This window comes from Brasilonema angustatum, assembly GCF_059505445.1.
On the sequence record NZ_JCACKO010000064.1, the window covers coordinates 1 to 22,943 of the forward strand.

At 43.1% G+C, this 22,943-nt stretch carries 21 protein-coding genes, 1 pseudogene and 1 riboswitch; of the genes and pseudogenes, 11 read left to right on the top strand and 11 right to left on the bottom strand.

Annotated elements, in window-relative coordinates; all coding sequences use genetic code 11:
• Window positions 1-164: 164 nt before the first annotated feature.
• From rpmB to AC5JM2_RS13260, 4 genes are all read right to left on the bottom strand, one after another.
• Complete coding sequence (gene rpmB, locus AC5JM2_RS13245; RefSeq protein ID WP_495835339.1) at window positions 165-401, bottom strand: 50S ribosomal protein L28; 237 nt, start codon at window positions 399-401, stop codon at window positions 165-167.
• 54 nt (window positions 402-455) lie between these two features.
• On the bottom strand, window positions 456-1,442 hold the full coding sequence (locus AC5JM2_RS13250) for a substrate-binding domain-containing protein (protein WP_495835340.1): 987 nt from the start codon (window positions 1,440-1,442) through the stop codon (window positions 456-458).
• Between the two features lie 194 nt (window positions 1,443-1,636).
• Complete coding sequence (gene htpG, locus AC5JM2_RS13255) at window positions 1,637-3,610, bottom strand: molecular chaperone HtpG (RefSeq protein ID WP_495835341.1); 1,974 nt, start codon at window positions 3,608-3,610, stop codon at window positions 1,637-1,639.
• A 635-nt stretch (window positions 3,611-4,245) separates the two neighbouring features.
• Window positions 4,246-4,449 carry a hypothetical protein gene (locus AC5JM2_RS13260; RefSeq protein WP_495835342.1) on the bottom strand — a complete coding sequence of 68 codons (204 nt, stop codon included), beginning with the start codon at window positions 4,447-4,449 and terminating at the stop codon, window positions 4,246-4,248.
• A 114-nt stretch (window positions 4,450-4,563) separates the two neighbouring features.
• On the opposite strand from AC5JM2_RS13260, the gene AC5JM2_RS13265 reads away from it, so the two are divergent.
• Window positions 4,564-4,737: a hypothetical protein gene (locus tag AC5JM2_RS13265; RefSeq protein WP_495835343.1), complete on the top strand. Its 174-nt coding sequence runs from the start codon at window positions 4,564-4,566 to the stop codon at window positions 4,735-4,737.
• Window positions 4,738-4,801: 64 nt separating this feature from the next.
• On the opposite strand, the pseudogene AC5JM2_RS13270 reads toward AC5JM2_RS13265, so the two are convergent.
• Window positions 4,802-4,888, bottom strand: a pseudogene (locus AC5JM2_RS13270) (NAD(P)(+) transhydrogenase (Re/Si-specific) subunit beta); the annotation flags it as partial.
• A 146-nt stretch (window positions 4,889-5,034) separates the two neighbouring features.
• Between AC5JM2_RS13270 and AC5JM2_RS13275 the strand changes: the two are divergent.
• Window positions 5,035-8,085: an HAD family hydrolase gene (locus AC5JM2_RS13275; protein ID WP_495835344.1), complete on the top strand. Its 3,051-nt coding sequence runs from the start codon at window positions 5,035-5,037 to the stop codon at window positions 8,083-8,085.
• Window positions 8,086-8,345: 260 nt separating this feature from the next.
• On the opposite strand, the gene AC5JM2_RS13280 is transcribed toward AC5JM2_RS13275, so the two are convergent.
• Both AC5JM2_RS13280 and AC5JM2_RS13285 read right to left on the bottom strand, forming a co-directional pair.
• The gene (locus AC5JM2_RS13280; RefSeq protein WP_495835345.1) at window positions 8,346-9,302 is read right to left on the bottom strand and encodes an ABC transporter ATP-binding protein; all 957 of its coding nucleotides are present in this window, start codon (window positions 9,300-9,302) and stop codon (window positions 8,346-8,348) included.
• Window positions 9,299-9,466 carry a hypothetical protein gene (locus tag AC5JM2_RS13285; protein WP_495835346.1) on the bottom strand — a complete coding sequence of 56 codons (168 nt, stop codon included), beginning with the start codon at window positions 9,464-9,466 and terminating at the stop codon, window positions 9,299-9,301. Before AC5JM2_RS13285 ends, AC5JM2_RS13280 begins: the two co-directional genes overlap by 4 nt.
• Window positions 9,467-9,779: 313 nt before the next feature.
• Here AC5JM2_RS13285 and AC5JM2_RS13290 point away from each other — a divergent pair, with 313 nt between their 5' ends.
• From AC5JM2_RS13290 to AC5JM2_RS13330, 9 genes are all read left to right on the top strand, one after another.
• Window positions 9,780-10,367, top strand: coding sequence for a sigma-70 family RNA polymerase sigma factor (locus AC5JM2_RS13290; protein ID WP_495835347.1), 588 nt, complete (start codon window positions 9,780-9,782; stop codon window positions 10,365-10,367).
• Window positions 10,364-10,702 (top strand): hypothetical protein, encoded by a 339-nt coding sequence (locus AC5JM2_RS13295; RefSeq protein WP_495835348.1) that lies wholly within the window; start codon window positions 10,364-10,366, stop codon window positions 10,700-10,702. The genes AC5JM2_RS13290 and AC5JM2_RS13295 overlap by 4 nt, the downstream gene beginning before the upstream one ends.
• A 72-nt stretch (window positions 10,703-10,774) precedes the next feature.
• A complete protein-coding gene (locus AC5JM2_RS13300) occupies window positions 10,775-10,927 on the top strand; it encodes a hypothetical protein (protein WP_495835349.1) in 153 nt (50 codons plus the stop codon).
• 136 nt (window positions 10,928-11,063) lie between these two features.
• Window positions 11,064-11,510 carry a Spy/CpxP family protein refolding chaperone gene (locus tag AC5JM2_RS13305; protein WP_495835350.1) on the top strand — a complete coding sequence of 149 codons (447 nt, stop codon included), beginning with the start codon at window positions 11,064-11,066 and terminating at the stop codon, window positions 11,508-11,510.
• A gap of 23 nt (window positions 11,511-11,533) precedes the next feature.
• On the top strand, window positions 11,534-13,030 hold the full coding sequence (locus AC5JM2_RS13310; RefSeq protein ID WP_495835351.1) for a DUF1800 domain-containing protein: 1,497 nt from the start codon (window positions 11,534-11,536) through the stop codon (window positions 13,028-13,030).
• Between the two features lie 256 nt (window positions 13,031-13,286).
• Entirely contained in the window at window positions 13,287-14,513 is a 1,227-nt protein-coding gene (locus tag AC5JM2_RS13315) for a DUF1501 domain-containing protein (protein WP_495835352.1), read from the top strand.
• A gap of 678 nt (window positions 14,514-15,191) precedes the next feature.
• A riboswitch (Fluoride riboswitch) is annotated at window positions 15,192-15,267 on the top strand.
• A 44-nt stretch (window positions 15,268-15,311) separates the two neighbouring features.
• Window positions 15,312-15,707: a hypothetical protein gene (locus AC5JM2_RS13320; RefSeq protein ID WP_495835353.1), complete on the top strand. Its 396-nt coding sequence runs from the start codon at window positions 15,312-15,314 to the stop codon at window positions 15,705-15,707.
• An 85-nt stretch (window positions 15,708-15,792) separates the two neighbouring features.
• Entirely contained in the window at window positions 15,793-17,505 is a 1,713-nt protein-coding gene (locus AC5JM2_RS13325) for a voltage-gated chloride channel family protein (protein ID WP_495835354.1), read from the top strand.
• A gap of 78 nt (window positions 17,506-17,583) precedes the next feature.
• Window positions 17,584-18,060, top strand: a complete 477-nt coding sequence (locus AC5JM2_RS13330; RefSeq protein ID WP_495835355.1) for a hypothetical protein — start codon at window positions 17,584-17,586, stop codon at window positions 18,058-18,060.
• Window positions 18,061-18,172: 112 nt separating this feature from the next.
• Here the strand turns inward: AC5JM2_RS13330 and AC5JM2_RS13335 are convergent, their stop codons facing one another.
• The 4 genes from AC5JM2_RS13335 to clpB form a co-directional block, all read right to left on the bottom strand.
• Complete coding sequence (locus AC5JM2_RS13335; RefSeq protein ID WP_495835364.1) at window positions 18,173-19,093, bottom strand: LysR substrate-binding domain-containing protein; 921 nt, start codon at window positions 19,091-19,093, stop codon at window positions 18,173-18,175.
• A 217-nt stretch (window positions 19,094-19,310) separates the two neighbouring features.
• A complete protein-coding gene (locus tag AC5JM2_RS13340) occupies window positions 19,311-19,439 on the bottom strand; it encodes an element excision factor XisI family protein (protein WP_495835356.1) in 129 nt (42 codons plus the stop codon).
• 451 nt (window positions 19,440-19,890) lie between these two features.
• On the bottom strand, window positions 19,891-20,145 hold the full coding sequence (locus AC5JM2_RS13345) for a putative toxin-antitoxin system toxin component, PIN family (protein WP_495835357.1): 255 nt from the start codon (window positions 20,143-20,145) through the stop codon (window positions 19,891-19,893).
• The gene (clpB, locus tag AC5JM2_RS13350) at window positions 20,135-22,804 is read right to left on the bottom strand and encodes an ATP-dependent chaperone ClpB (protein WP_495835358.1); all 2,670 of its coding nucleotides are present in this window, start codon (window positions 22,802-22,804) and stop codon (window positions 20,135-20,137) included. The genes AC5JM2_RS13345 and clpB overlap by 11 nt, the downstream gene beginning before the upstream one ends.
• Window positions 22,805-22,943: the final 139 nt, after the last annotated feature.

A 22,943-nucleotide genomic window follows, 5' to 3' on the forward strand; every position in this document is an offset into this window, starting at 1 on the left:
TCCGCCAAGAAATAAATTTCTTGGCTCAAAGTCTAAGTCCGTTAAAACGGACTGAAAAACTTACTCAGTCCGTTTTAACGGACGCGTGTTTATTAGCCCAGAACTTGAGTTCTGGGCGTACTCAGCCGGAGGTGCAAGATCTAAGTTGAGGTAATGTCACACTCTTAATAATGATTCAAGTTAATACCAGCTTCTTTCGCCATTGCTTCCAACCCTTTAACTTCTAGGGTTTTGATTGCTTTGGTAGATATGCGCATTCTGATCCAACGTTTTCCGCCTTCCCACCAAATACGCTTGTTTTGCAAGTTAACTTGCTGAAGGCGCTTGGTACGACGGTGGGAGTGGGAGACGGCAAAGGCGTTATTTGCTTTTTTACCTGTTAATTCACAGCGACGAGACATTATCTGAAACTCCTATATTTTTCTTTAGCACAATCTCTCATTATATAAAATCACTTAGCGAATGCTGACAAATCCAGCTTTTGTAATTAATTCCTGACCCTGAGCAGTTAGCAGTAATCTGGCATAAGACTCGCCTGCTTGTTGGTCAATTTGACCATTCTGTTTCACAACCACCGATAATCGCCGACTCAGAGGATACTGACCACTCAGGAACACTTGGGTGTTGACTTGGTTGCGCTGTTGCGGACACTGCTCGAGGGGGACAAAGGGCAGTTTGTAGGGGGGAACAAGTTCATTAGAGTTACGACCCACTGGCAAAGGCTTAACGTGACACTGCGATATCACCAATGGTGCTGAGGTGTAGTAAATACCTCCTGGATTGTCAGCAACTTGGCGTAAAGCCTCGGTTGTTGTTGGTATAAGTATAACAGTGGCACTTTTGTCTCGCTCTTTTTTACCATAAGGTATGATTTTTAAGTCAGGACCGCCAACTTGATTCCAGTTGGTGATTTTGCCCGCATAAATATCATTGAATTGACCTACTGTTAGACCTTTTATGTTTAAGCTTGGGTTTACGGCGATCGCAATCCCATCAATCGCCACTGGTATTTCGTTGAGAGAAAAACCTCGTTGTCGCGCTTGCTGATACACTTGATCTGGAATCGGGACAGAGGACTGAGCAAACGACAGTTGATTGTCTAACAACATACGGATACCAGTCTGGGAACTAGGAGCACCACCTTCAGGGTCAATGTAACGCAAGCGAAAGTCAGGCCAAACCGTTTCAATAATTGGGTCTGCTGCTTTACGGATTGACACCCAAGTCGTGCTACCACCATAGTTAAACGCCCCAGATGGAACATTCTGCACCTGGGAGAAACTTTTGACGTTAGACTGCCCTAGAGACTGTGATTGATTGTTAACTAAACTACCCAAGTCAATACCAGAGCGTTTCATCAACCACCAAACACCACCTCCGATTAATCCTAGTGTGAGCAGCAGCGCCAAAACGAGAACAATTGTTTCGTTTTTTTGGGACATAGATCAATGGCTTGTAGCGCCAGAACTTGCTTCAAACATCAGTATAGTTAGGAATTCTATACTTTTTTGAATTCTGTTCCCAAAATGCCACAGATGTTAATCTGAGGCTGAGCCTCACTATAGGTATTCCCAGGCTGCAGCCTGGGAACGAGAGATTCCCCAGCAAAGTCAGGGAACCAGAGAGTAGAGTTATTCTACTTTGCAGCTTCTTGCGTTAACTTGGTAAGCACCTCATTGGAACGCTCAACGAAAGATTTCATTCCTTCAGCGTCAAAACCTTTTTGAGACATCAGTGCCAAATCATATACATGTTGGCAAACTAAGTTCACTAGCTGTCCGCTAGGTGACTGAACATCATCTTGAATAATACTACCTTGACTCAGATTCGCTAAATTTTGAATCAATGGGTGAGCAGTATTGACTAAGAAAACGTGATCTTCGGGAAAATCTGCTGCTTGCTGTTGCATTAAAGCGCTCATTTCCCGCATGCGGCGCAAAAATTCTGGCAAAAGTACCATTGCTGGTGGCGTTCCTTGTGGATCGTCTGCTTTTAAAGCTTCGGTGCGAATATTCAGCTTGGGTTTGTTGAGCGCTTTCTCAAACAGCTCTTTGATCACCTCACTTTTGGTTTTATTCGTCTTGGGATCAACAATTTCCCCAGATTTGTCTTGATCCAGCAGGGTGCTATCTAAATCGGAGTCTACGCGTGTAAATTTAACATCCTGATATTCCCTCTCCAAGAAGTTGATGAAGTGGGTGTCGATAAAGGAGTCCATAAACACAACTTCCAAACCTTGATTTTTGTGCAGTTCTATGTATGGGGTTTGGGCTGCTTCATCGGTGGCGTAGAAGACGCGGTTTTCGTGACGTTCTTTGTTGCGTTCTAGGTATTCTTTGAGAGTTGTGTACGGCAATTTTGGAGTGTCTGCGGAAGCAACATCTTGCCAAACATCTCCCTCTTGAGACTGTACCTCAACTGCTGGGGTAGCCGTTGACGGCTGAGTGGTTGGTTGATAGGTGCTGCGAAAGACGATGATATCTTCGACTTGTTTTTTGAATTTCTCGTCGTTGAGAACGCCAAATTTTACGAAAGTACCTAAGTCTTTCCAAGTATTGATGTATTGTTCGCGGTTGTCGCGGTAAAGTTCTTTGAGGCGATCGCCCACCTTCTTCGCGATATAGTCACCAATTTTGCGCACAGTGCGATCAGTTTGCAAAGCACTCCGCGACACATTCAGGGGAATATCAGCGCTATCAATCACACCTCGCATGGGCAGAAGAAATTGTGGGATAATTTCTTCACAATGATCGCTGACATAAACTTGGTTGCAGAAAAGTTTGATTTGCCCTTTGGTAACATCAACATCCGGCTTCATTTTGGGGAAATACAGAATCCCATTGATGATGAACGGGTAGTCAGTATTCAGATGCACCCAAAGCAACGGCTCTTCTTGGAAAGGATACTGATAGCGGTAAAATTCTAAATAATCCTCTCGACTCAGGCTACTAGGACTTTCCCGCCAGACTGCCCTTTGCTTATTTGATACTTCGCCATCAAGCTTAATGGCGACTGGCATGAAATCGCAGTATGTTTTAATCAGCGTCTTTATGCGTGCTGATTCTAAATACTCCTGTTCTTCTTCTTGCAAAGTCAGGGTAATCGTCGTACCAATAGTTGTACGAGCTGAATCTTCCAGAGTGAAGGATGGGGAACCGTCGCAACTCCAGTGAACTGCTTGTGCTCCTTCTTTGTAAGACAAGGTATCGATTTCTACCTTTTGTGCGACCATGAAGGAGGAGTAGAAACCAAGACCAAAGTGACCAATAATTGGTTGTTCTGAACCGCCTTGGTACTTGTTTATAAATTCCTCTGCACTAGAGAAGGCGACTTGGTTGATGTATTTTTTGACCTCCTCTGCAGTCATTCCGATACCATTGTCGGTAATGGAGAGCGTCTTTTTGTCTTTATCTATGGCGATTTGAATTTCCGGTTCACCGATTTCACCAGAATACTCCCCAGCGCGAGATACCATTCTCAACTTTTGGATAGCATCTACAGCGTTGGAAACGAGTTCCCGTAAGAAGATTTCATGATCGGAATAGAGAGACTTCTTGATAATCGGGAAAATATTCTCAGTATGAATACTGATTGTACCTTGTTCTAGCATAACTGGTAATTTTCAATGCAAGTATCTGAATGATAACTGAGGCAAAACCCCTCAGCACACCTGTGTACACCCAAAGCCTAATCTAGGTAGTTGGTTATCCTCATTTTGAAGGAATGATATGGGATTTCACCAATTGGATTGTATGGTGTTTGTGGGGGCGATCGCTCGTGGTTTGCAGCATTGATTACCCGATAGCAGGGATTCGGATTTCCCTACCAGTTAGGTAAAAGCTGCTATCCTCGGAATCGAAGATAGGCATATTCCTGCAAACTATGCGATTCACATTTACAGCAGTTGTGCCGCGCAACTTGCTAGATTCACTGCGTCTATTATATAAACTGAAGCATCTTACGGAATAAAGATAAGTAGCGATCTACCTAATTAAACGTGAAATGTCATTACGTTAGCGCAGCGTGCCCGGAGGGCAGCGGAACGCAGTGAGACCAGCGCTCTTTGGAGGGTTTCCCTCCGTAGGCGACGGGCGTTCCCGAAGGGTGAAGGGAAGTAATCGCAAAGACTCTATTTTACGTTTTTCAATGTTGACCTACTTACGACTTGCGCCCATGTAATCGTTAATGTACATCACAATTTCTACGATACAGACTGCCTCTCAAGGTTATGCTCAATCAGAAAAATCATGCTTTAGAATCAAGTCTGGCTTTCGCTTTTTGAAGTTTTTCCCAAGCAACTTCCATTCCGGGCGGCGGTGGTAATTTTGCAATTCGAGCGAAACGCTCACGGTTGCGTTCTTCCCAATACTTCTGATTTTCCTCTACCTGTTTCAAGACAGTTTGATACTCTGCTTCTACTTCAGCACGATTTGCTTCGATGTAGGACATAGCTGCTTCCTGTATCACTTCATGAACTTTGACAATGTGAGGATGACTGCATTGTCCTAACCGCAAAGCTTCGTTAATGAACTTTACTTGTAGTTACTGAAAATTTGGTTCATTTTGTCGATTAGATTTGAGGATTTTAATAGCAAAGATTTTACCTGTACGCTGTTCGATGACTTTGTAGGTTTCACCAAAGCCACCCCCACCCAGATATTTTTGAATGATGAAGCGTCCATTTTGCAGTGGTTGATTGGTTGTCCAAATGTAGAGCGATCGCTAAACTCTGGTTAGTTTACTTGCAACCAGGTAAGCAAATTTCCCTACCAGTTTGCCAAAAGCTGTTATCCGCTACCGTTTCATTTGATAGCATAAAACCAGCGGCAGCAGCAGCCAATCCAGAGTAGCTGTTGAGCATTGAAATCACGACTGGCATATCAACCCCTACACCCTTACACACGCCAGATACCTACGGAGGGAAACCCTCCTATGTCCTGCGGACACGCTACGCTATCAGTACTGGCTCCCCTACACCCCTACACCCCTGTGTTTCTTAAGAGCATCATTAACTACATTGAGGCTGTGTGACAAATGCCAAAGAATCTTGAAGAACAATTCGCTTACCAGCATCAAGACCGTTATCGGCTGGAAAATATTCCGGAGTTTGTTAATCTTATCAAAAATGGTACAGAAGATTCACGCCTTAAAGCATTAGAACAAATTGAAAAGATTCTTTTACGCATTCATAATACATATGCGATCGCCTGGGATTTTGGCGGTGTCTTGATGGATGGACATAATAAATTTTTTATTGAACTATATGCACGCTCAAAAGGAGTTGATTTAAGCACTGAACAATTAACCCAACTTTGGCAGATTATCTTTAAAAGCGATCCGATTCCTGGTGTGAATTATGATGCTCTCAAAATTGGTCAGGCAACTCCGGAACAATTTGCTGCTCACTCAATTCAGCAGTTTAATATCGCGTTTGCGGCTGCAGGAAAAGAACAGATTGAGATTACCAATCAAGAGATTCGGGATTTTCTCATTCTCTACTACAGTCATTACGAACCCAAGCATGAAACTGGCGAGATATTGCAGCGCCTTGAGCGACTAGGAATCCGCCAGTATGGGTTAACTAATAATTTTATGGCAAAAATAGAATTTTTCTTGGAACAGGAAGAGTTCGATTATTTGCAAGGACTGATTCAAATTGTATCTGAGAAGTTTGGTGTTAGTAAACCCAATCCCAAAATATATTTGTCGTTTAAACAGCACGTTTTTATTGACATATTTGCCAAGGACGTGTTAGAGGTAGACTTACCAAATTCGGCAATTTCTCAGTTATGGCAAGCTATCTTTCAAGAAAACAAAGAAGCTGAAAACTTTGTAGCATACGAGCAACAACGAATTAACTTAGAGCAAGTGAGCGAGTATGCGATCTGCGCTCCGCGCAGCAGCGAAGCTATCGCACAATATAATCAAGTATTAAAGGAACTTGGTTATGCTGCCGTTGATGTCACTTCATTTGCCAGCCAATGGCTAGATTTTTGGACGACTCAGTATGAACGAATTGGGCAGCAAACAATTTTTGTAGATGATAAAGTAAAAAACTTAAATCAAGCCTTTAAATATGAAGGAATATTAGGAGTTCATTATAATGCCAACGAAGGGCAAAAGTTAGCTGACCAACCCGTTCTGAAAGAATTATTAGAGCAAGAACAACTCAAGCAAGTTGTTCAAATATTACGACAACTAACAGCGGTTGAGAATTCTGTAGGAGAGCGAGCAAAACTTGCCCTTGAACAGTTGATGCCGTTTCGCATTCGCCATGAAAAACGGATTTGGCGAGCGCAAGCAAAAAAGCATCAGCCAATTATTGATGCAGTTTCAGACAAGCAGATTTATACGCTGCTTCAGCAACATTATGAACAGCTTTATGCGACGCATTTTCAGTTAGGTGAATTGGTAAGTTATCAGTATGCTCTCATTCATCGACTAGCCATATTACCTGAATACACCTATGATGATGCTCGTCAGATTGTACTGAAACTCTTCGAGACATCAGATCTATTTTTCGACCAAAACCGCGATTTTTATCCCTCCCAGGAGGAAACTGAAATACCGCAAGACATTGCAACTCATTTAAGTGACAAAGAGCAAACAGAGTCTATCATCCTAAAGAAAAGCTTACTGCCAGAGATTAAACGCAAGATTGTTGATTACATTGATGTGTTGGATGTATCCCGTCAGCCCATCATTCAAGGTTTGATAAGCCAATTGCAAACTCAAGTAGACGATTTAGAAACACTCAAGCAATTCATGGAGCAATTACTGCAACAGCTTACTGTTTTGAAATCGATGCGAGTTGTGCCGTGGCAGCCGATTGAAGAATCATTTAAGCAGCTGCAAAAAACGCTGACCTTAAGTTTGGAATCATCATTGAGTTTACAACAAACTCAATCATTTTTATTGCGTCAACTAGAAGAATGGTATCAGCAGTTAAGAGTAGACGCACAAGAGATATCAATGGATTTAATGCCCTTAGAACGCATGGTTGCTGAATGGGAGCAGGAGATTCATCAGTTAGAAAGTATTTATTTCCAGCAGTATCGCGATTGGAAGATTCTCAAAGAGCAGGAGAAAGTCGCCTTGTATCAAGATCCCCTGTTAGACGAGGTGCGCGAACAATTTTTAAGCGAGGATCTCTATCAATTTATGCGAACATTGATGCGACGGCTATATGATCTGCCACAGTGGAAAGACTTGACTAAGCCGACGATTATTTTGGTGAGTGGGGCATCCGGTTCGGGCAAATCAACTCTTTCAACGCAACTGGCTCAGCTTTTTGGAATTCAAAAATTATTTTCTACTGATGAAGCTGGACGAGCTAATACCAAAGCGATTCTAGATTTTCTCTTTGGTGAAGAAGAAGCAGCAAACGCTTTTCCTGCTTTATACCAGTCCTCGTTTGAGGGGAGTATGCAATTATATTATAATCAGGCAATTTTGACGATGATCGGGGTGGAAGGACTCATTCAACGATTACAAAAACAAAACACATCGGCATTAATTGAAGGTGTAGGGTTAATGCCGGGGTTATTATCAGAGACAATTTTTGAACTCCTCAATGTTGATTGGCTGATTGTGCAAGTTGATCACGAACAGCATTGGCAACATTTTACCCTTCGGTCTGAGTCAGCAACGCAGCGAAGTGCCAAACGGTATCAGGCTAATTTTGATATGATTCGACAAATCCACGATCGCATCGTCGAAATGGCTTTAGCGCATGGATTAACGATTGTGGAAAATAAAGGGTCGATTCAAGAAGCTGTAAGCATAGCGATCGAACGCATTAAAAGTCCCTTGGCTGACCAATTTTTCGAGGTGAACGCCGATAGCTTCGCTGCTGCGCGGAGCGCAGATCGCATCCGATACGAGATGAACGAGCTTTTAGCCCAGCAACGACAGCATTTACCCGTGAAAGTTCGGTTTGACGTTAAACGTGCAGCAATGAGTTTGGGAATCGAAGAAAGTACAATTACCGCACTTTTGTATCGCTTTGGATTTCAAGAAGTACCAAATCAGCGTCATCAGTGGATTCGACAACCTTTACGCGATGTGCAATTTATTCAGGGATAAGGTGTTTGCTCTTTTATTACTCTGGTCAGATTAAATTTGAAATTATATTTTCACGTTAGTCCGCGCTGTCTCACCGTAAGGTGTGGCCGTTCCCACTAGGGACTTTGCCTCTATAGCCGCGACTTTCAGTCGCCTCTCTAAGAAATTGTCTTATGCCATTTCACGAAATCCTTGATACAAATGATTAGTCTCTAATTCTTTCTCCCCTGCTCCTCTGCTCCTCTGCTCCCCTGCTCCTCTGCTGCCTATTTGTATCAACCTTAAAGTGAAACAGTCTTAGGTTGCAATACCCGCAGCAAAGCTGGGTAAGCCTGCCGCGCCTTGCTGTATAGTTTGCCAAAGTCCCCTACAGGTTTGGACAGGCTATCGATATTCATAGCAAACAGTATTAAATCTCCAGGTTTAATTTCCTCTGGTAGCAGTTTCAAATGAAAGACCAAGCTGATCACGATGAGTAACAGCAGCCCCAACCACTTCATGAGCTCCATCACAGTATCAGTACTGGACAAGAAGAACTCCAGTTTCACCGACTGGCGAAAGAATGACTCCTGATGGCTGAACAGTTCCAGCTTTTCTCGTTCGCTGGTGGATGCTGCAATTCTACTTTGGAGATGCAAAATGTTCTGGCTAGCGCTTTGGATAAAACGACCGAAGGCAAATACCACCAGCACTGGGAGAACTGTCCCCATAATCAAAGCAGGAATCCACTGCGGGGCTAGTTTCAGTTGCCAGATCAAGACTGAGACAATTCCTGCCACAATGTGCCAGAAGTCCTTGTAGATTAGGTCAAGTCCGCCTTTGGCTTTATCACAGTCAAATAGCAGGCGAGCAATATCCTGTGCTCCTTCCTCCTGCTGTCGCCGTTCCAAATAAGTCCGCTGTAATTTAATGATCTGCCGCAAATCGTAAGCTCGATTCAGTACTTTGTCTATAAGTCCAAGTAGCCCTAAAAAAGCGTGCAGTCCGCCAAATACAAGCACGTACTTGAGAAATACGGAACTGTCAACACCACTCGCTTTGATGTTGTCTAGAAACTTCTTCCACAACCAAGCTTGGCTTGGTGCAAGGGCAGCATTCACCACCGTAGAAATAATCGATGCTGTGAACCAGTAGGGATGGGTAAGGAGAACCCGTAGCATATCCACAAATAGAGATGCCAGCTTAGAGCGTCGAACTACCCTAGCCGCTTGGGAAGCGATCGTCAGTCTTGGATTCATAAAAACCTCAGAATTCCAACAACTGGGTGCACCGCTTGTTGGAATTCTGCACTGATGTGTGGCGGGTAGTGCAGTTGCTTACCATCTTTTAAGAGTAGTCCGTCTACCTCTTTCTCGGAATTCAGTAGATAAGTACGAATAGTCCCGTTAATGCTGTTAAGCATTGGCTTCATAGCAAGTAGTGATTAAAGGTCCACTACTTAAGAGTGCAATTTGCGTGCCAAGACCACAGCACTTTGGAAAAATCAGAATTTGCCTAATAGTTCCGTCGCATTGCCAAGCGATACAAAAAAATGCTGAAACTACCTTGCCATAATGATTATAGCCTAATTTCTTCTTTGGCATAGTTTTAAAACACGTCCTAAAACTTGGGCAACTTCATCACCTTTGAACCTTTCTCCCATTCATCCAGTCTTATAAATACAAGCTAAATACAAGCAACGTAACGAATAGAGAGGGACTCCTCAGGTGTTAGTTGTGCCACTAAAGGTTTCAAAGGAAAGTCAATTCAACGGTAACTCAGAAAACGAATCTGATAGTTACCTGGTGCAACAATGTCTTTGTGGCAACTCCGAAAGTTTTCGTCAGCTTTACCGTCGCCATCAGCAGCGGGTGAGGTCAATTCTTTATCAGCTGTGCGATCCATCTTACCTGGATGATTTGGTGCAGGAGGTGTTTTTGAGAGCTTGGAAAGGTTTGCCCAAGTTTCGAGGAACGGCAAAATTCTCCACCTGGCTTTACCGGATTGCTTGGAATGTGGCTTCTGACCAGCGACAGACAGCAATTCAAGGGCGGACTCAATTACAGATCCTTACTGAAAAAACTCCTATTCAAGAAGATGCCCCGGATCTAATGGATTTGCATTATCAAGATTTGGTGCAGAGGGGACTAGCAAGTTTGAGCTTTGACCATCGCACGATTTTGGTTTTGCATGACTTAGAGGAAGTACCTCAAAAAGAGGTAGCTCAAATCTTAAATATTCCTTTGGGAACAGTCAAATCACGCCTATTCCACGCCCGTGCTGCCATGCGTCAATTTCTTCAGCAACAAGGAGTGCAGTTATGAGTGAGTTTCCGAATGATGACAAAGACCTAATTCATTTTCTGCGTCAGCATCGTTCTAAAGTTCCACCTGCATCACTGGATTTGGAAAAGCGGATCTTACAACAGGTACAAGCTTCACCCATACAACTTGTGCGCCACTTTTCACAGCTTTGGTTGGTTCCACCCGTCATAGCAGCTGGATTAGTAGCTGCTGTGGTTAGTTATCGTGCCTTAATACCTATACAACCAAGCGCAGCTGAAGTTGCGACTTTAGAGACATTTATCGAAAACAATTGGCATTGTATACTTAGCCCAGAAGGCGATGTTTTTTACCAGAATGAACGAGCGACTGATTAATTTAGCAGGGGTAGACATTTTTAACATCCCATTCACAGCACTGTCACACTATCAAATCATAAACAAACAACTATGGTTTTAACTACCTCAATACTGCAACAAACCAAGGCGATCGCTGCCATACAAATATCTGCCCTGAAAATAGTAGCAAGATTCATGGTTGTTCTTGTAGTTATTTATTATGGAACTTTGCTGGATGTCTTATCAGGCACAAAGCAAGACTGAATCTTTGAAGTAGCAATTGGGCAAAGCCAATCATCATCTTTACAGGGAATCTGCGCAGAGCGCAAAGCGCGAAGCTATCGCATGTGTGCGTCGTGAGTACGTTCTATTCACCTACTAATTACAAAAGACAAGTTTTATGTTTCTCCATCGTACTACTTTCATAATTGCGGCTACAATGATTGCTCTTGGTAGTAGTATCGCTCTTGCCAAGCCAAATTTAGTCTTATCTCAAGTCCTTGCTCAAAACCCCACACCTTCCCCCCGTCAGCAACGTGGTCAATCTGGATGGTTGAAGGATTTAAACCTGACACCACAGCAGATACAACAAATTAAAACGATTCGTACTCAATCCAAAGACCAAACTGCCCAAAAAAGACAGGCAATTCGTCAAGCGCAGCAGGAATTGAAAGGTCTTATGGCAGGAACAGCATCCAAAGACCAAGTGCGCGATAAATATAACCAACTCAAAACGCTCAGACAGGAGCTTGCTGATATTCAGTTTGACAATACACTTGCCATCCGAGAAGTTTTGAACCCAGAACAACGGCAGAAGTTTGCTGAGCAAATGCACAACAAACGGTAGTAAATTTCCAAAGCAGAACGAGTATGAAACCAAACTACTGGGTGGTATCAATTTGTCTGTTGCTAGGAGGAATTTACCCAAGCAGTGCCGCCCCCCCAACCGTTGACCCGAAAGTTTTGCACGTCATAAATCGTCTTAGCTTTGGTCCTGATCCTGAAGATGTTCAAAGGGTCGAAGCAATGGGTGTAGAACGCTACATTCAAGAACAACTTTCACCTAATTCGATTCCTGAACCGCCAAGCTTGACTAGCCAATTAGAGCAGCTTGAAACTCTCCACCAGAGTCCAGTAGAAATACGCAGAGAATATCAACCACCGCTTCAAAAAGGGCAACAACCAACCCCAGAAGAAAAGAAGGCTGCCCGTGAAAAAGCTCGGTTGGTGATGCAACAGGCAATTCAAGCACGTTTATTACAAGCAACACAAAGCCCTCGTCAACTTCAAGAAGTTATGGTGGACTTTTGGTATAACCACTTCAATGTGTATGCGGGCAAAGGACTAGATCGCCTGTGGGTGGGAGCTTACGAGCAACAAGCTATTAGACCATTAGCGTTGGGTCGCTTTCGCGACCTGCTAGAAGCAACAGCTCGCCATCCTGCGATGCTATTTTATCTCGACAATTGGCAAAACACTGCTCCTGGTAGCCCTGGTGCTCGTGGTAGATACCAAGGCTTGAACGAAAACTACGCTCGTGAGTTGATGGAGTTACACACTTTGGGAGTTGATGGTGGCTATACTCAGCAAGATGTGACGACTTTGGCACGAATCTTAACTGGTTGGGGATACCGTCTTGACCGTCAGCAAACAGATACTGATTCGGGATTTTACTTTAATCCAAAGCGGCATGATTTTAGCGACAAAGTTTTCCTAGGACAGACAATTAAAGGCAGTGGTGAAGCTGAAGTTGAACAAGCTTTCGATATTTTGGCACGCAGTCCGGCAACTGCTCGTCATATTAGTTACCAGCTTGCTCAGTATTTCGTGAGCGATCGCCCAACTGAAGCTCTCGTCAAACATCTGCAAGAGCGCTTTTTGGCAACCGATGGCAATATTCGTGAAGTTTTGAATACCTTATTCCACAGCAAAGAATTCTGGGAAGCGAAAAACTTCAATGCCAAGTTTAAAACACCACTACAATACGTTGTCTCTGCAGTGCGAGCAACAGGCACACAGGTTAATAACTATACTCCATTGTCCAACACCCTACAACAAATGGGAATGCCTGTTTATGGGTGTCAAACTCCAGATGGTTACAAAAACACACAAGAGGCATGGTTAAATCCTGATGCTATGACTCGTCGTCTTGGGTTTGCCACAATTCTCGCCAATGGACGCTTACGGCTGTCGGCAGGGAATCAAACTCAGAATGAACCTAGTCTGAATCAACCAGTGGATGCTTTGCAATTGACGAGTACACTTGGGAATTCTTTCTCACAGAAAACACAAAGGGCGATCGCATCCACTCCCCCTCAACTTCAGGCAGCATTAATCTTGGGTAGCCCAGAATTTATGCGACGCTAACAGCTTTTAAGAAACACAGGGAACAGGGAACGCTTAACAGGCAAGAAGGGAGATGGTGTTTCTTTGATATGTTGCTAGCGGTTACTCCCTTCCCGCCAGAAGAATACCTAATTTAACGAACCGCCAAGACGCCAAGAACGCCAAGAAAATCAAAAAGAAGATAGGTAATCTTGTACCGGGAAGGGAGTAAGAGCGCTAGTCGGACGCTTTTAAGAAAGCAAATTTAGTAAATTGTTTTGAATTCATAACTATATTTATGAAAAGACGAGATTTTCTTGTCCAAGCTGGTATTTTTTCAGCTTCAACAATGGCTGCAGTAGGAACCCACGCATGGGTAGCCAGAGCCGCTACCAACAACAGTGACCAAAAGCGTTTGATAGTCATCTTTCTGCGTGGGGCAGTAGATGGATTAAATGTAGTCGTTCCCTACTCAGAACAAGCCTACTATGAAGCCCGACCTAAAATTGCGATTCCCCAACCTGACAAAGAAGGAGGAGTCCTCGATTTAGATGGTCGCTTTGGGTTACATCCAGCATTAGCTCCCGTAATACCCTTATGGAAACAGGGTAGTCTTGCTTTTGTTCATGCTTGCGGTTCTCCAGATGCAACTCGCTCTCACTTTGATGCTCAAGATTACATGGAAAGCGGTACCCCTGGTGTGAAACGTACTACTGACGGTTGGATGAATCGTTTGCTCAGCCTTTTATCTGGACATTCCCCCATCCAAGCTGTAAGTGTAGGCGCGATCACACCGCGCATTTTGTCTGGACAGATGGCTGTTGCTAACCTAGCATTGGGTAAAAATGCTGCCAATCCTTTACCACTTGATCGCCCGCAAGTACAAGCAGCATTTGACAAACTATACGCTGGAAAAGATGACCTCAGTCAAACCTATAAGCAAGGAAGAATGGCGCGTCAGGCGTTGGTTAATGACCTTAATGCTGAAATGGAAATGGCCAATAATGGTGCGCCTTTGCCGTCAGGCTTTGCTAGAGATGCTCAACGACTAGCACAACTGATGGTAAAAGACCCTAGGATTGAATTGGGATTCATGGCGTTGGGTGGTTGGGATACCCATGTCAATCAAGGTGGTAGTACAGGACAGTTAGCCCGCAACCTGGGACAGTTAGGAAAGGGTTTGGCAAGTTTGGTGAACGGTTTAGGCTCAGTTTATCCAAATACAACTATTTTGGTAATGTCTGAATTTGGTCGTACAGTTAAGGAAAATGGCAATGGTGGAACCGACCACGGACACGGGAATGTGATGTGGGTTTTAGGCGGAAAAGTTCGTGGTGCCAAGGTTTACGGAGAATGGCCCGGTTTATCAACTCATCAGCTTTACCAGGATAGAGATTTAGCAATTACGACTGATTTCCGGGATGTGATTGCTACAGTGTTGGAAGATCATATGAATTTGCAGCAAGCAAAACTGAATCAAGTTTTCCCAAGTTATGTCCCCACTCAGAAAATTGCATTGATTTAATTGTCATTTAACTGACATATGTGTTAGCTACAGTTGAGACTACTGGGGATACTATTAAAGCAGCAAAAATTGGGCGATAAAGACGAAAATAAATACTCTAAAAAGCCTAGATTGTTCACAATCTAGGCTTAGCAAAAACACACAAAATTGAGATTTACAGCGATTTTCAGATAAATAGACCAAAGTCGCAGGGGTACAAGAAATTCCACCCTTACAAACGATGTGGTTCATATAGATGAAAACTGCTGCATAATATATAAATATTATATAAAATTTTCCCAAAAAAGCAAATCCAATTTTTAGTTATAAGGTCTAGTAGTTTGTCTCTGGTGGCAGGTGTATGGTTTGGGTTTGATGGCAGTAAAAAGGCAAACAGCGCTTACAGGAGTTACTGCAAACCATTGATCCAAAAGAGATTGCAAACGAATCATTGATTTGGTGATCCTAACAGAAGAGCGAGTACAAGCGATCAGACAATTAATTTTGAATTTTGTTAGCGCAGCGGGACGCAGTCCATTTTGAATTTGTTAGCGTTGCAAGAGCGCCCCCTCCGGGGCTAGCGTGCCGTAGGCAGGGTTTGCGCAGCGCCCCTGTTAGGGGCTAGCGAGTGACGTTTTGTTCTTTAGCAAAAAAGCATAATCCAATATCTTGACAAGTTAGTCGAGATTTTGGTATTACAAAAACAGTGGTGATGAAACTCGCCTTCTGGAATAACCAGAGAACCGCCCTCATGGCTGATAGTTTCTAGTTCGACGCTACGTAAGCCTTCTGTAAAAAGATAGGTCACTAGAGCTAAGAATGATCAGCCAAGATGAGGTAAATGAAATGGGCGGGCTTTTTTTTAGAGTTATCAAAACTAACAAAATAACTTCTAGGCATCGATATTTAGAAACGCCGGAAGCAGATTTAAATCATAATTCTGAAGCACTTCTAATTATTAAAGTGCTGAAAGATTGCTATTTGAATGGCAGCAAATTAGTTATTTCTTCAGTTGAGTCTAGCAAAAGTGTACTGAATGACTTTCAAATGGAACTCAAAAAATATCTAAATATTGCAAAAACAAAATTAGCAGAATTCAAGAAGAGTCAGTTATACCAATGTTGGATTTTGCGAAAAGTTGATCCAATCGTTTGCAAACAGAAGTTGGCGGCAAGATATTGTTTGGGCGAAACTTTCGGGGGGTTGCCACCGTGAAAAGGTGCAATTTTTAGCTTTGATAGAAGTTCGATTTTGTCAGGTGACGATAAATAAAACAACTAAAAATATCACTTTTTAAAATATGAAAAAAGTACTTTCTTTCGAGCAGATAACTGCCTTGCCTCAACTTAGTAAATGGTTAATCATTGCTTTTGTTGTTGGTATTCTTTCCGGTTTCGGTTCTGCTGCTCTTTTGGCATCTTTGGAATGGGTAACTAATTGGCGAGAATCACATCTTTGGATTATTGCATTGTTGCCGTTGGGTGGATTCTTAAGCGGTTGGATTTATCATCGATTTGGCAAACGGGTAGAGGCAGGAAATAATCTTTTACTTGAAGAAATTCATAACCCCAAAGATATTATTCCCTTGCGGATGGCTCCTCTAGTTTTGCTAGGGACAGACCTAACTCATTTATTTGGAGGTTCAGCAGGTCGTGAAGGTACAGCTCTGCAAATAGCTGCTTCACTCGCAGATCAATTGACAAAGATATTCCACTTCAAACATGCTGATCGGCGAATTTTATTAATGGCTGGTTTAAGTGGAGGATTTGCTTCAGTTTTCGGAACTCCCTTAGCAGGAACAGTTTTTGGTTTAGAAGTTTTAGCTATTGGAAGAATTCACTATGATGCGCTTTTTCCTTGTTTAGTTGCAGCCGTTGTAGGCGATCGCGTCACCTTAATGTTAGGTTTGCATCATACAGCATATCGCCATGCACCTGTTGTGCCAACAGTTACTGTGATGGGGCTAATTTCTGCAATTGTAGCTGGCGCAATCTTTGGAATTGTGGCGATGATTTTTGCCAAGCTGACTCACGTTTGCAGTCATATCTTTAAAGAAAAAATCTCTTATCCTCCTTTACGCCCTGCAATCGGTGGTGTGATGGTAGCATTGGCTATTTGGGCAGTTGGAACTACAAAGTATATTGGACTGGGTATTCCCACAATTGTTGATGCTTTTAACACCCAATTACCACCCTGGGATTTTGCTGCCAAAGTGGCTTTCACTGCTCTGACTTTGGGGGCAGGTTTTAAAGGAGGAGAAGTCACCCCTTTATTTTATATTGGTGCAACATTAGGTAATGCTTTGTCCTTAATATTAGCGTTACCTGCACCACTACTTGCAGGAATGGGATTTGTAGCTGTCTTTGGTGGAGCAGCAAATACACCAATCGCCTCAACTTTAATGGGAATTGAACTATTTGGTTTGAAATCGGGAGTCTTTATTGGTATCGCTTGTGTGGCGAGCTATCTTTTCTCTGGTCATGCTGGGATTTATAATGCACAGCGTATTGGCTCAAGCAAGTACCATTTTATGCCTGTTAAAGAAGGACTGAGTTTGGCTACCCAAACCCTAGAAGCTCCTCAGACTGTGGAAAAAAAGACGCAAAAAGAAATTCACTTATTCAACGACCTTCATTTTCGGGGATTTGTACACCGAGGAGAAGAAATTGAAACGCCCGATTTGACAGTTTTGCGTTTCTACTTTCACTCTGGATCTCGCGTACCCAAAAATACATTTTGGCAAAAGTTAACAGCGCCACTGCTTACTTATTATTTAGCGGCCAGTGCTAAAGATTTTGGAATTGAGCAAGTCATAGTACATCGAGTTTCAGTAGGGTTTTTAAAAGGAGATCCTTTGCATTATGACAATAATGAGTTTCCTCATCACAAGCTACCCCAATGCTTGGAATTAGTTGACAAAGAGGATAAGCTGCGACGTTTTTTAGATGAACATGTCGATGAACTCAAGGAAGTAAGAGTTGTTTTATTTCGATGTGAGGAATTATCCTCATGATTACTTGAGACTGGAGTTTAGACCAAATAGAAGTATAATTTGTAGATGCGATACGCAAATGTTTCTGAAGGACAAACTATGTTTCTATTTTTTAACAAACGTTTTATTGCCTGGATACTAGGATCAACGAGTTTGATCGGTGGATATGTACTTTACCAAACGCCAGTATTCGCGAAAAAATGGGATAGTAATTTTGTTTTACTTGCAGCCCAGCCACAAACAAAGTCTACCCATCGCATAAAGTTTCCACCAGGAAGTACATCGACTGTGATCAAAAGCTCAGTGCGTTTGGGCAAAAAAGATACTTATATTTTTCACGCCCGTAAAGGTCAAACAATTATTGCAGATATAACTTGGAATGGCACTCGGGTTGGTGGTAATAAAAATGACCAAGGACTTTCTGGCTTCACCTTTGTCGAACCAGGTGGAGAATCTATTTCAAACCCACAAAACGCTCAGTTTCCTGCTACAGCAACGGGTGACTACCAAGTTATCATTGCACAGCCTTATCAACTTACTAGTCCCGCATATACGTTTAAATTGACTGTTCGCTAAGGATGTGAAATCGGCATTGCTGACGTGAAAATCTCAAGGATGATGTTCCACCGAATGCCTGTGCAGATTCAGCTACAGCCAGTCTCAAAGTAAAAGGAGCTATTCCACAGATTTACCCCGATACTAGCAATTGCTCGAACACTTGGCAGATGCGGGTTTGAAAGCGTTCTCGATGCTTTAATAAAAAGAAGGGACGTGAAAGTGAATCTGCATCAGTAGTGTCTTTTGCCAAACCTGTAACCTTAATACAACGCAGCATATCAAGACGCAGTTCTTTGGTGATTATGAGGTTGGAAATCGCCGCAGCCCCTACCCCACTCTCAACGGCTGCTTTGACCATATCACCGCTTTTCATTGACAAAATGACATTTAACTGTGTTGGTTCAATACCCCACTGTTTTAGCACTTGCTCAAACTGCTGACGAGTTCCTGACCCTTTCTCGCGCATCACCCAAGCAGTGTTTGTTAGTTCTGTTACCTTAACTGTACTGCGCTCAAACCAAGGATGAGATTGACCGACAACGATTTGCAGACAATCTTTGCCCACAATTGTTTGCTGTAAAGAAGTTAAAATTGACGGTTCAACTTCGCCTTCTACCAAGCTAAGGTCAAACAATCCTGTAACCGTCCCTTCACTAATTTCAGTAGTGTTACTTAACGTACAATCCACAGTGATGCCAGGATACTGTTGCTTAAACAAGCTGATGAAGCGGGGAAGCCAGTAATTACCTATTGTTTGACTTGCGCCTAATTTAAGTTCACCTCTTTGCAAATCGTTTAATTCCCGCAGTCCCCGTTCAGTCAACTCAACAGAGTCTAAAATTTTTTGTGCTTCTGCTTGCAGCATCCTGCCAGCAAGGGTTAGTTCAATGCGACGACCAATCCTATTAAATAATTTGACTCCATACTGTTCTTCAAGGCTTTGAATTGCAGCACTCACAGAAGGCTGGGTGATGTAAAGCGCTTCGGCGGCGCGAGTAAAATGCATATGTTGCGCCACCGCCAGAAATATCTGTAATTGGTCAAGGGTCATCCTTGCCATTGTAAAAGCGTTAAATTTTTTGAGTGAAAAATCCTCTGTTTATATTTATCATACAGGAATCCTCCAAAGATTTTTGAAACACACGTAGGAGAGGACGGTACCGTGGGCGGGCTTCGGCCGTGATCTCAGCGTTCGACTGAACTCACGGCTAAGTCCAAACGGTTTCCCGACTTGAGGCACCTGACTTAAAAAATCAATATCGGCGCGTTCATTGATAATGGTCATGTTCCGTATCAAAAATCATTTGTCTTTCTACGTCATCTCTAGTTGAAGCTTCATTGACGTAATCAGTAATTAATAGTTTGATAATTTCTCGATATTGAACTATCTTATCCATCGTTCAATCACTTCCTGTTCTGGTTCGTAAATCAGCAGCTTGAGGTTTTAAGATTGGATAACAATTGAAAGCAGCATCACCTCTTATATCGTGTCTGGTTAAAGACTTATCATTAAGGTTGCAAGGGGGCAGGGGGTAGGGAGCACCGGAGAAAGAGTTTTCAGATATCAGCACAGATGCACCAAATTATAACTAATTAGGCGAACATGATATTAGGAGGAAGACACCCGTAGTCTACAAATACGACTTTAGATATATTTGATCAGAGGCTCTGCCTCTCGAAATACATTCCCAGCCCAGAGGCTGGGAACGAGGCAACACAAGACTTTACGCTTTTCGAGCGTGCCATTCGGTCTAAAACCCCATCCCAAACCCTCCTGTTCCCTGTTACCCGTTCCCTTTTTTATTCAATTCCAAGAAATTAGGTAGTTGGGTTGGGTATTGTTTGACATTAAGTTTTTGCCAAAAACTTTTGAACAGTCAAAATTTCAATCCCTCGGAACGGATTGAGTACTAACAAATCTTCATCTCCAGTGACAATGCACTCTGCTTTGCCACTCACCACCAATTCTAAATATTTATTATCTTTTGGATCTCGACATTCATTAATCTCCTCAGTCACCTCGATAAACTGTACGGTTGGGAGTTTTGGGTAATTCGATGACTTGTGTGTACACTGTAGCTGCAGCTGAATCTCACACCTCACGCGATGCTTCAATTAACAACGTCTTATTCTGCACTGCTGGCACCTTCACCACCATTTTCTTACTAAAAGTCAACCCATGATCCGCTTTGTCAATCACAATTGTGTCGCCAGGGACAAAAGTATTCTCCAATAGCTTAGTCGCGACGGGGTTTTCCACTTCTCGCTGTAGTGCTCGTTTAATGGGACGTGCGCCGTATACTGGGTCATATCCTGTTTCCACGAGGTAATCACAAGCTGCAGAAGATATCTCCAAAGAAATCTTCTGTTCTTGTAGAAGACTTTCCACCCGCTTGAGTTGGATGCGGATGATTTGTCGCATTTCGCTGCGGCTGAGGGTGTGGAAGAGAATGATGTCATCAACGCGGTTGAGGAATTCTGGACGGAAGTGCGATCGCAAAGCATCCATGACTCGGTTCTGCATTTTTTCATAATTGGCGTCGTCACCAGATATGTCCAGTATGTGTTCGCTACCAATGTTACTGGTCATGACAATCACAGTGTTGCGGAAATCTACTGTTCGTCCTTGTGAGTCAGTAATTCTGCCGTCATCTAATACCTGCAACAGAATATTAAACACATCAGGGTGAGCTTTTTCCACTTCATCCAACAGCACCACCGAGTACGGACGACGACGAATGGCTTCGGAAAGTTGACCACCTTCCTCGTAACCTACGTATCCGGGAGGCGCACCAACCAACCGGGAAACGGAGTGTTTCTCCATATACTCGGACATATCCAGACGCACCAAAGCGTCATCAGAATCAAAGAGAAACTGTGCTAAAGCGCGGGCGAGTTCTGTTTTACCAACTCCTGTTGGTCCCATGAACAAGAACGAACCAATCGGGCGACTGGGGTCTTTCATTCCCGCACGCGCACGACGAATTGCTGCTGAGACAGCAGAAACGGCTTCTTGTTGTCCAATAACTCGCTGGTGTAGATGTGTCTCAAGTTGCAGCAACTTTTGCCGTTCAGATTCCAACAGGCGATTGACAGGAATTCCCGTCCATTTCGCCACAATTTCAGCAATATCGGCTTCCGTCACCTGTTCCCGCAACAGGGTTGCACCGATACTTTGAATTTCTAGCAACTGGACTTCTTTGGCTTCGCGATCGCGCTGCACTCCTTCCAACTTGCCATACTTTAACTGTGCGGCTTTGTTCAAATCATAAGCGCGTTCTGCTTGTTCTATTTGCACCCGCAGTTTTTCTTCTTCTTGCTTTAAGGCGCTAATTGCTTCCAGTAGCTGCTTTTCACCTTGCCACTGTCCATTCAATTCTTGCTGTTTTTCCGTCAAATTGACAATTTCTTGCTCAATTCGCGCCAAACGCTCTTTTGTCTGAATCGTAGCTTTCTCTTCCCCAGCCAACGACAGCTTTTCCATTTCTAGCTGCATCAACCGTCGGTCAATATTTTCCAATTCCGTCGGTTTGGAGGTTATCTCCATTTTCAACTGTGCCGCTGCTTCATCTACCAAGTCAATAGCTTTATCTGGTAAGAAACGGTCAGAAATGTAACGCGCAGATAGTGTTGCTGCTGCTACCAGCGCTGAATCAGATATTTTAACATTGTGATGAACTTCGTAGCGCTCTTTCAGCCCCCGCAGAATAGAAATTGTATTTTCTACACTAGGCTGATCAACAAAAACTTGCTGAAAACGCCGTTCCAAAGCCGCATCTTTTTCTATATATTTGCGGTACTCATCCAAAGTTGTTGCACCAATGCAGCGTAGTTCTCCTCGCGCCAACATGGGTTTGAGTAAATTTCCTGCATCCATCGCCCCTTGTTGGCCCGAACCAGTCCCGACAACGGTGTGCAGTTCATCAATAAACAGCACAATTTGACCGTTGGATTCTATCACTTCCTTGAGAACAGATTTCAATCGGTCTTCAAATTCGCCCCGGTATTTTGCTCCAGCAATCAAGCTACCAATATCCAATGACATGAGTTGGCGGTTTTTCAAAGATTCTGGAACATCGCCATTAACTATACGCTGTGCTAATGCTTCTGCGATCGCCGTCTTCCCTACTCCAGGTTCACCTATCAGTACAGGGTTATTCTTACTACGACGCGACAATACTTGTATAACTCGGCGGATTTCATCATCCCGTCCTATCACCGGGTCGAGCTTACCAGATTTTGCTTGTTCTGTCAAGTCTCTGCCAAACTTTTGCAGAGCTTCGTAACGAGATTCTGGGTTTTGATCGCTCACTTTTTGGCTACCGCGAACTGTTTTGATCGCAGCCTCTAGCTTTGCAGTATCTAAGTTAAAGCTTTTATATATTCGTCGTCCAATACGCTCATCTTCTGCAAAAGCTAAAAGCAAGTGTTCAATAGAAATGTAGGAATCTTTCATCCTAGCTCTTGCTTCTTCAGCTCGGTCTAGTAATGTATCTAAGCTACGACTAAGATAGAGCTGCTCAGCTTTACCCACTTTCGGTTGACGTTGGGTAAATGCTTCTACTTGCTGTTGCAAGCGCAAGGCGTCAATTTCACAACGGGCGAGAATGCGTGTTGCTAGTCCAGTTGGTTCCTCTAATAACGCAATGAGTAAATGTTCAACATCAAGTTGCTGTTGTTGATATGCTCGAACAATATCCTGTGATTTGACAATTGCTTCCCAAGCTTTATCAGTAAATTTATTTGGATCTGTAGGCTGCATCTTTACAATTTTGGATTTTAGATTTTGGATTTCGGATTTTGGGTTTTAGATTTGGGATTTTAGATTTTAGATTTTAGATTTGGGATTTTGGGTTTTAGATTTGGGATTTTAGATTTTAGATTTTAGATTTGGGATTTTA

Excerpts from the sequence above, each read along its gene's own strand:
- AC5JM2_RS13315 (WP_495835352.1), top strand. The coding sequence starts at position 13,287 with ATGAAAAGACGAGATTTTCTTGTCCAAGCTGGTATTTTTTCAGCTTCA.
- AC5JM2_RS13330 (WP_495835355.1), top strand. The coding sequence starts at position 17,584 with ATGTTTCTATTTTTTAACAAACGTTTTATTGCCTGGATACTAGGATCA.
- AC5JM2_RS13285 (WP_495835346.1), bottom strand. The coding sequence starts at position 9,466 with ATGCTTAACAGCATTAACGGGACTATTCGTACTTATCTACTGAATTCC.
- clpB (WP_495835358.1), bottom strand. The coding sequence starts at position 22,804 with ATGCAGCCTACAGATCCAAATAAATTTACTGATAAAGCTTGGGAAGCA.
- AC5JM2_RS13305 (WP_495835350.1), top strand. The coding sequence starts at position 11,064 with ATGTTTCTCCATCGTACTACTTTCATAATTGCGGCTACAATGATTGCT.
- htpG (WP_495835341.1), bottom strand. The coding sequence starts at position 3,610 with ATGCTAGAACAAGGTACAATCAGTATTCATACTGAGAATATTTTCCCG.
- AC5JM2_RS13250 (WP_495835340.1), bottom strand. The coding sequence starts at position 1,442 with ATGTCCCAAAAAAACGAAACAATTGTTCTCGTTTTGGCGCTGCTGCTC.
- AC5JM2_RS13280 (WP_495835345.1), bottom strand. The coding sequence starts at position 9,302 with ATGAATCCAAGACTGACGATCGCTTCCCAAGCGGCTAGGGTAGTTCGA.
- AC5JM2_RS13260 (WP_495835342.1), bottom strand. The coding sequence starts at position 4,449 with ATGTCCTACATCGAAGCAAATCGTGCTGAAGTAGAAGCAGAGTATCAA.
- AC5JM2_RS13335 (WP_495835364.1), bottom strand. The coding sequence starts at position 19,093 with ATGACCCTTGACCAATTACAGATATTTCTGGCGGTGGCGCAACATATG.
- AC5JM2_RS13275 (WP_495835344.1), top strand. The coding sequence starts at position 5,035 with ATGCCAAAGAATCTTGAAGAACAATTCGCTTACCAGCATCAAGACCGT.
- AC5JM2_RS13300 (WP_495835349.1), top strand. The coding sequence starts at position 10,775 with ATGGTTTTAACTACCTCAATACTGCAACAAACCAAGGCGATCGCTGCC.
- AC5JM2_RS13340 (WP_495835356.1), bottom strand. The coding sequence starts at position 19,439 with ATGGATAAGATAGTTCAATATCGAGAAATTATCAAACTATTAATTACT.
- AC5JM2_RS13325 (WP_495835354.1), top strand. The coding sequence starts at position 15,793 with ATGAAAAAAGTACTTTCTTTCGAGCAGATAACTGCCTTGCCTCAACTT.
- AC5JM2_RS13310 (WP_495835351.1), top strand. The coding sequence starts at position 11,534 with ATGAAACCAAACTACTGGGTGGTATCAATTTGTCTGTTGCTAGGAGGA.
- AC5JM2_RS13320 (WP_495835353.1), top strand. The coding sequence starts at position 15,312 with ATGATCAGCCAAGATGAGGTAAATGAAATGGGCGGGCTTTTTTTTAGA.
- AC5JM2_RS13295 (WP_495835348.1), top strand. The coding sequence starts at position 10,364 with ATGAGTGAGTTTCCGAATGATGACAAAGACCTAATTCATTTTCTGCGT.
- rpmB (WP_495835339.1), bottom strand. The coding sequence starts at position 401 with ATGTCTCGTCGCTGTGAATTAACAGGTAAAAAAGCAAATAACGCCTTT.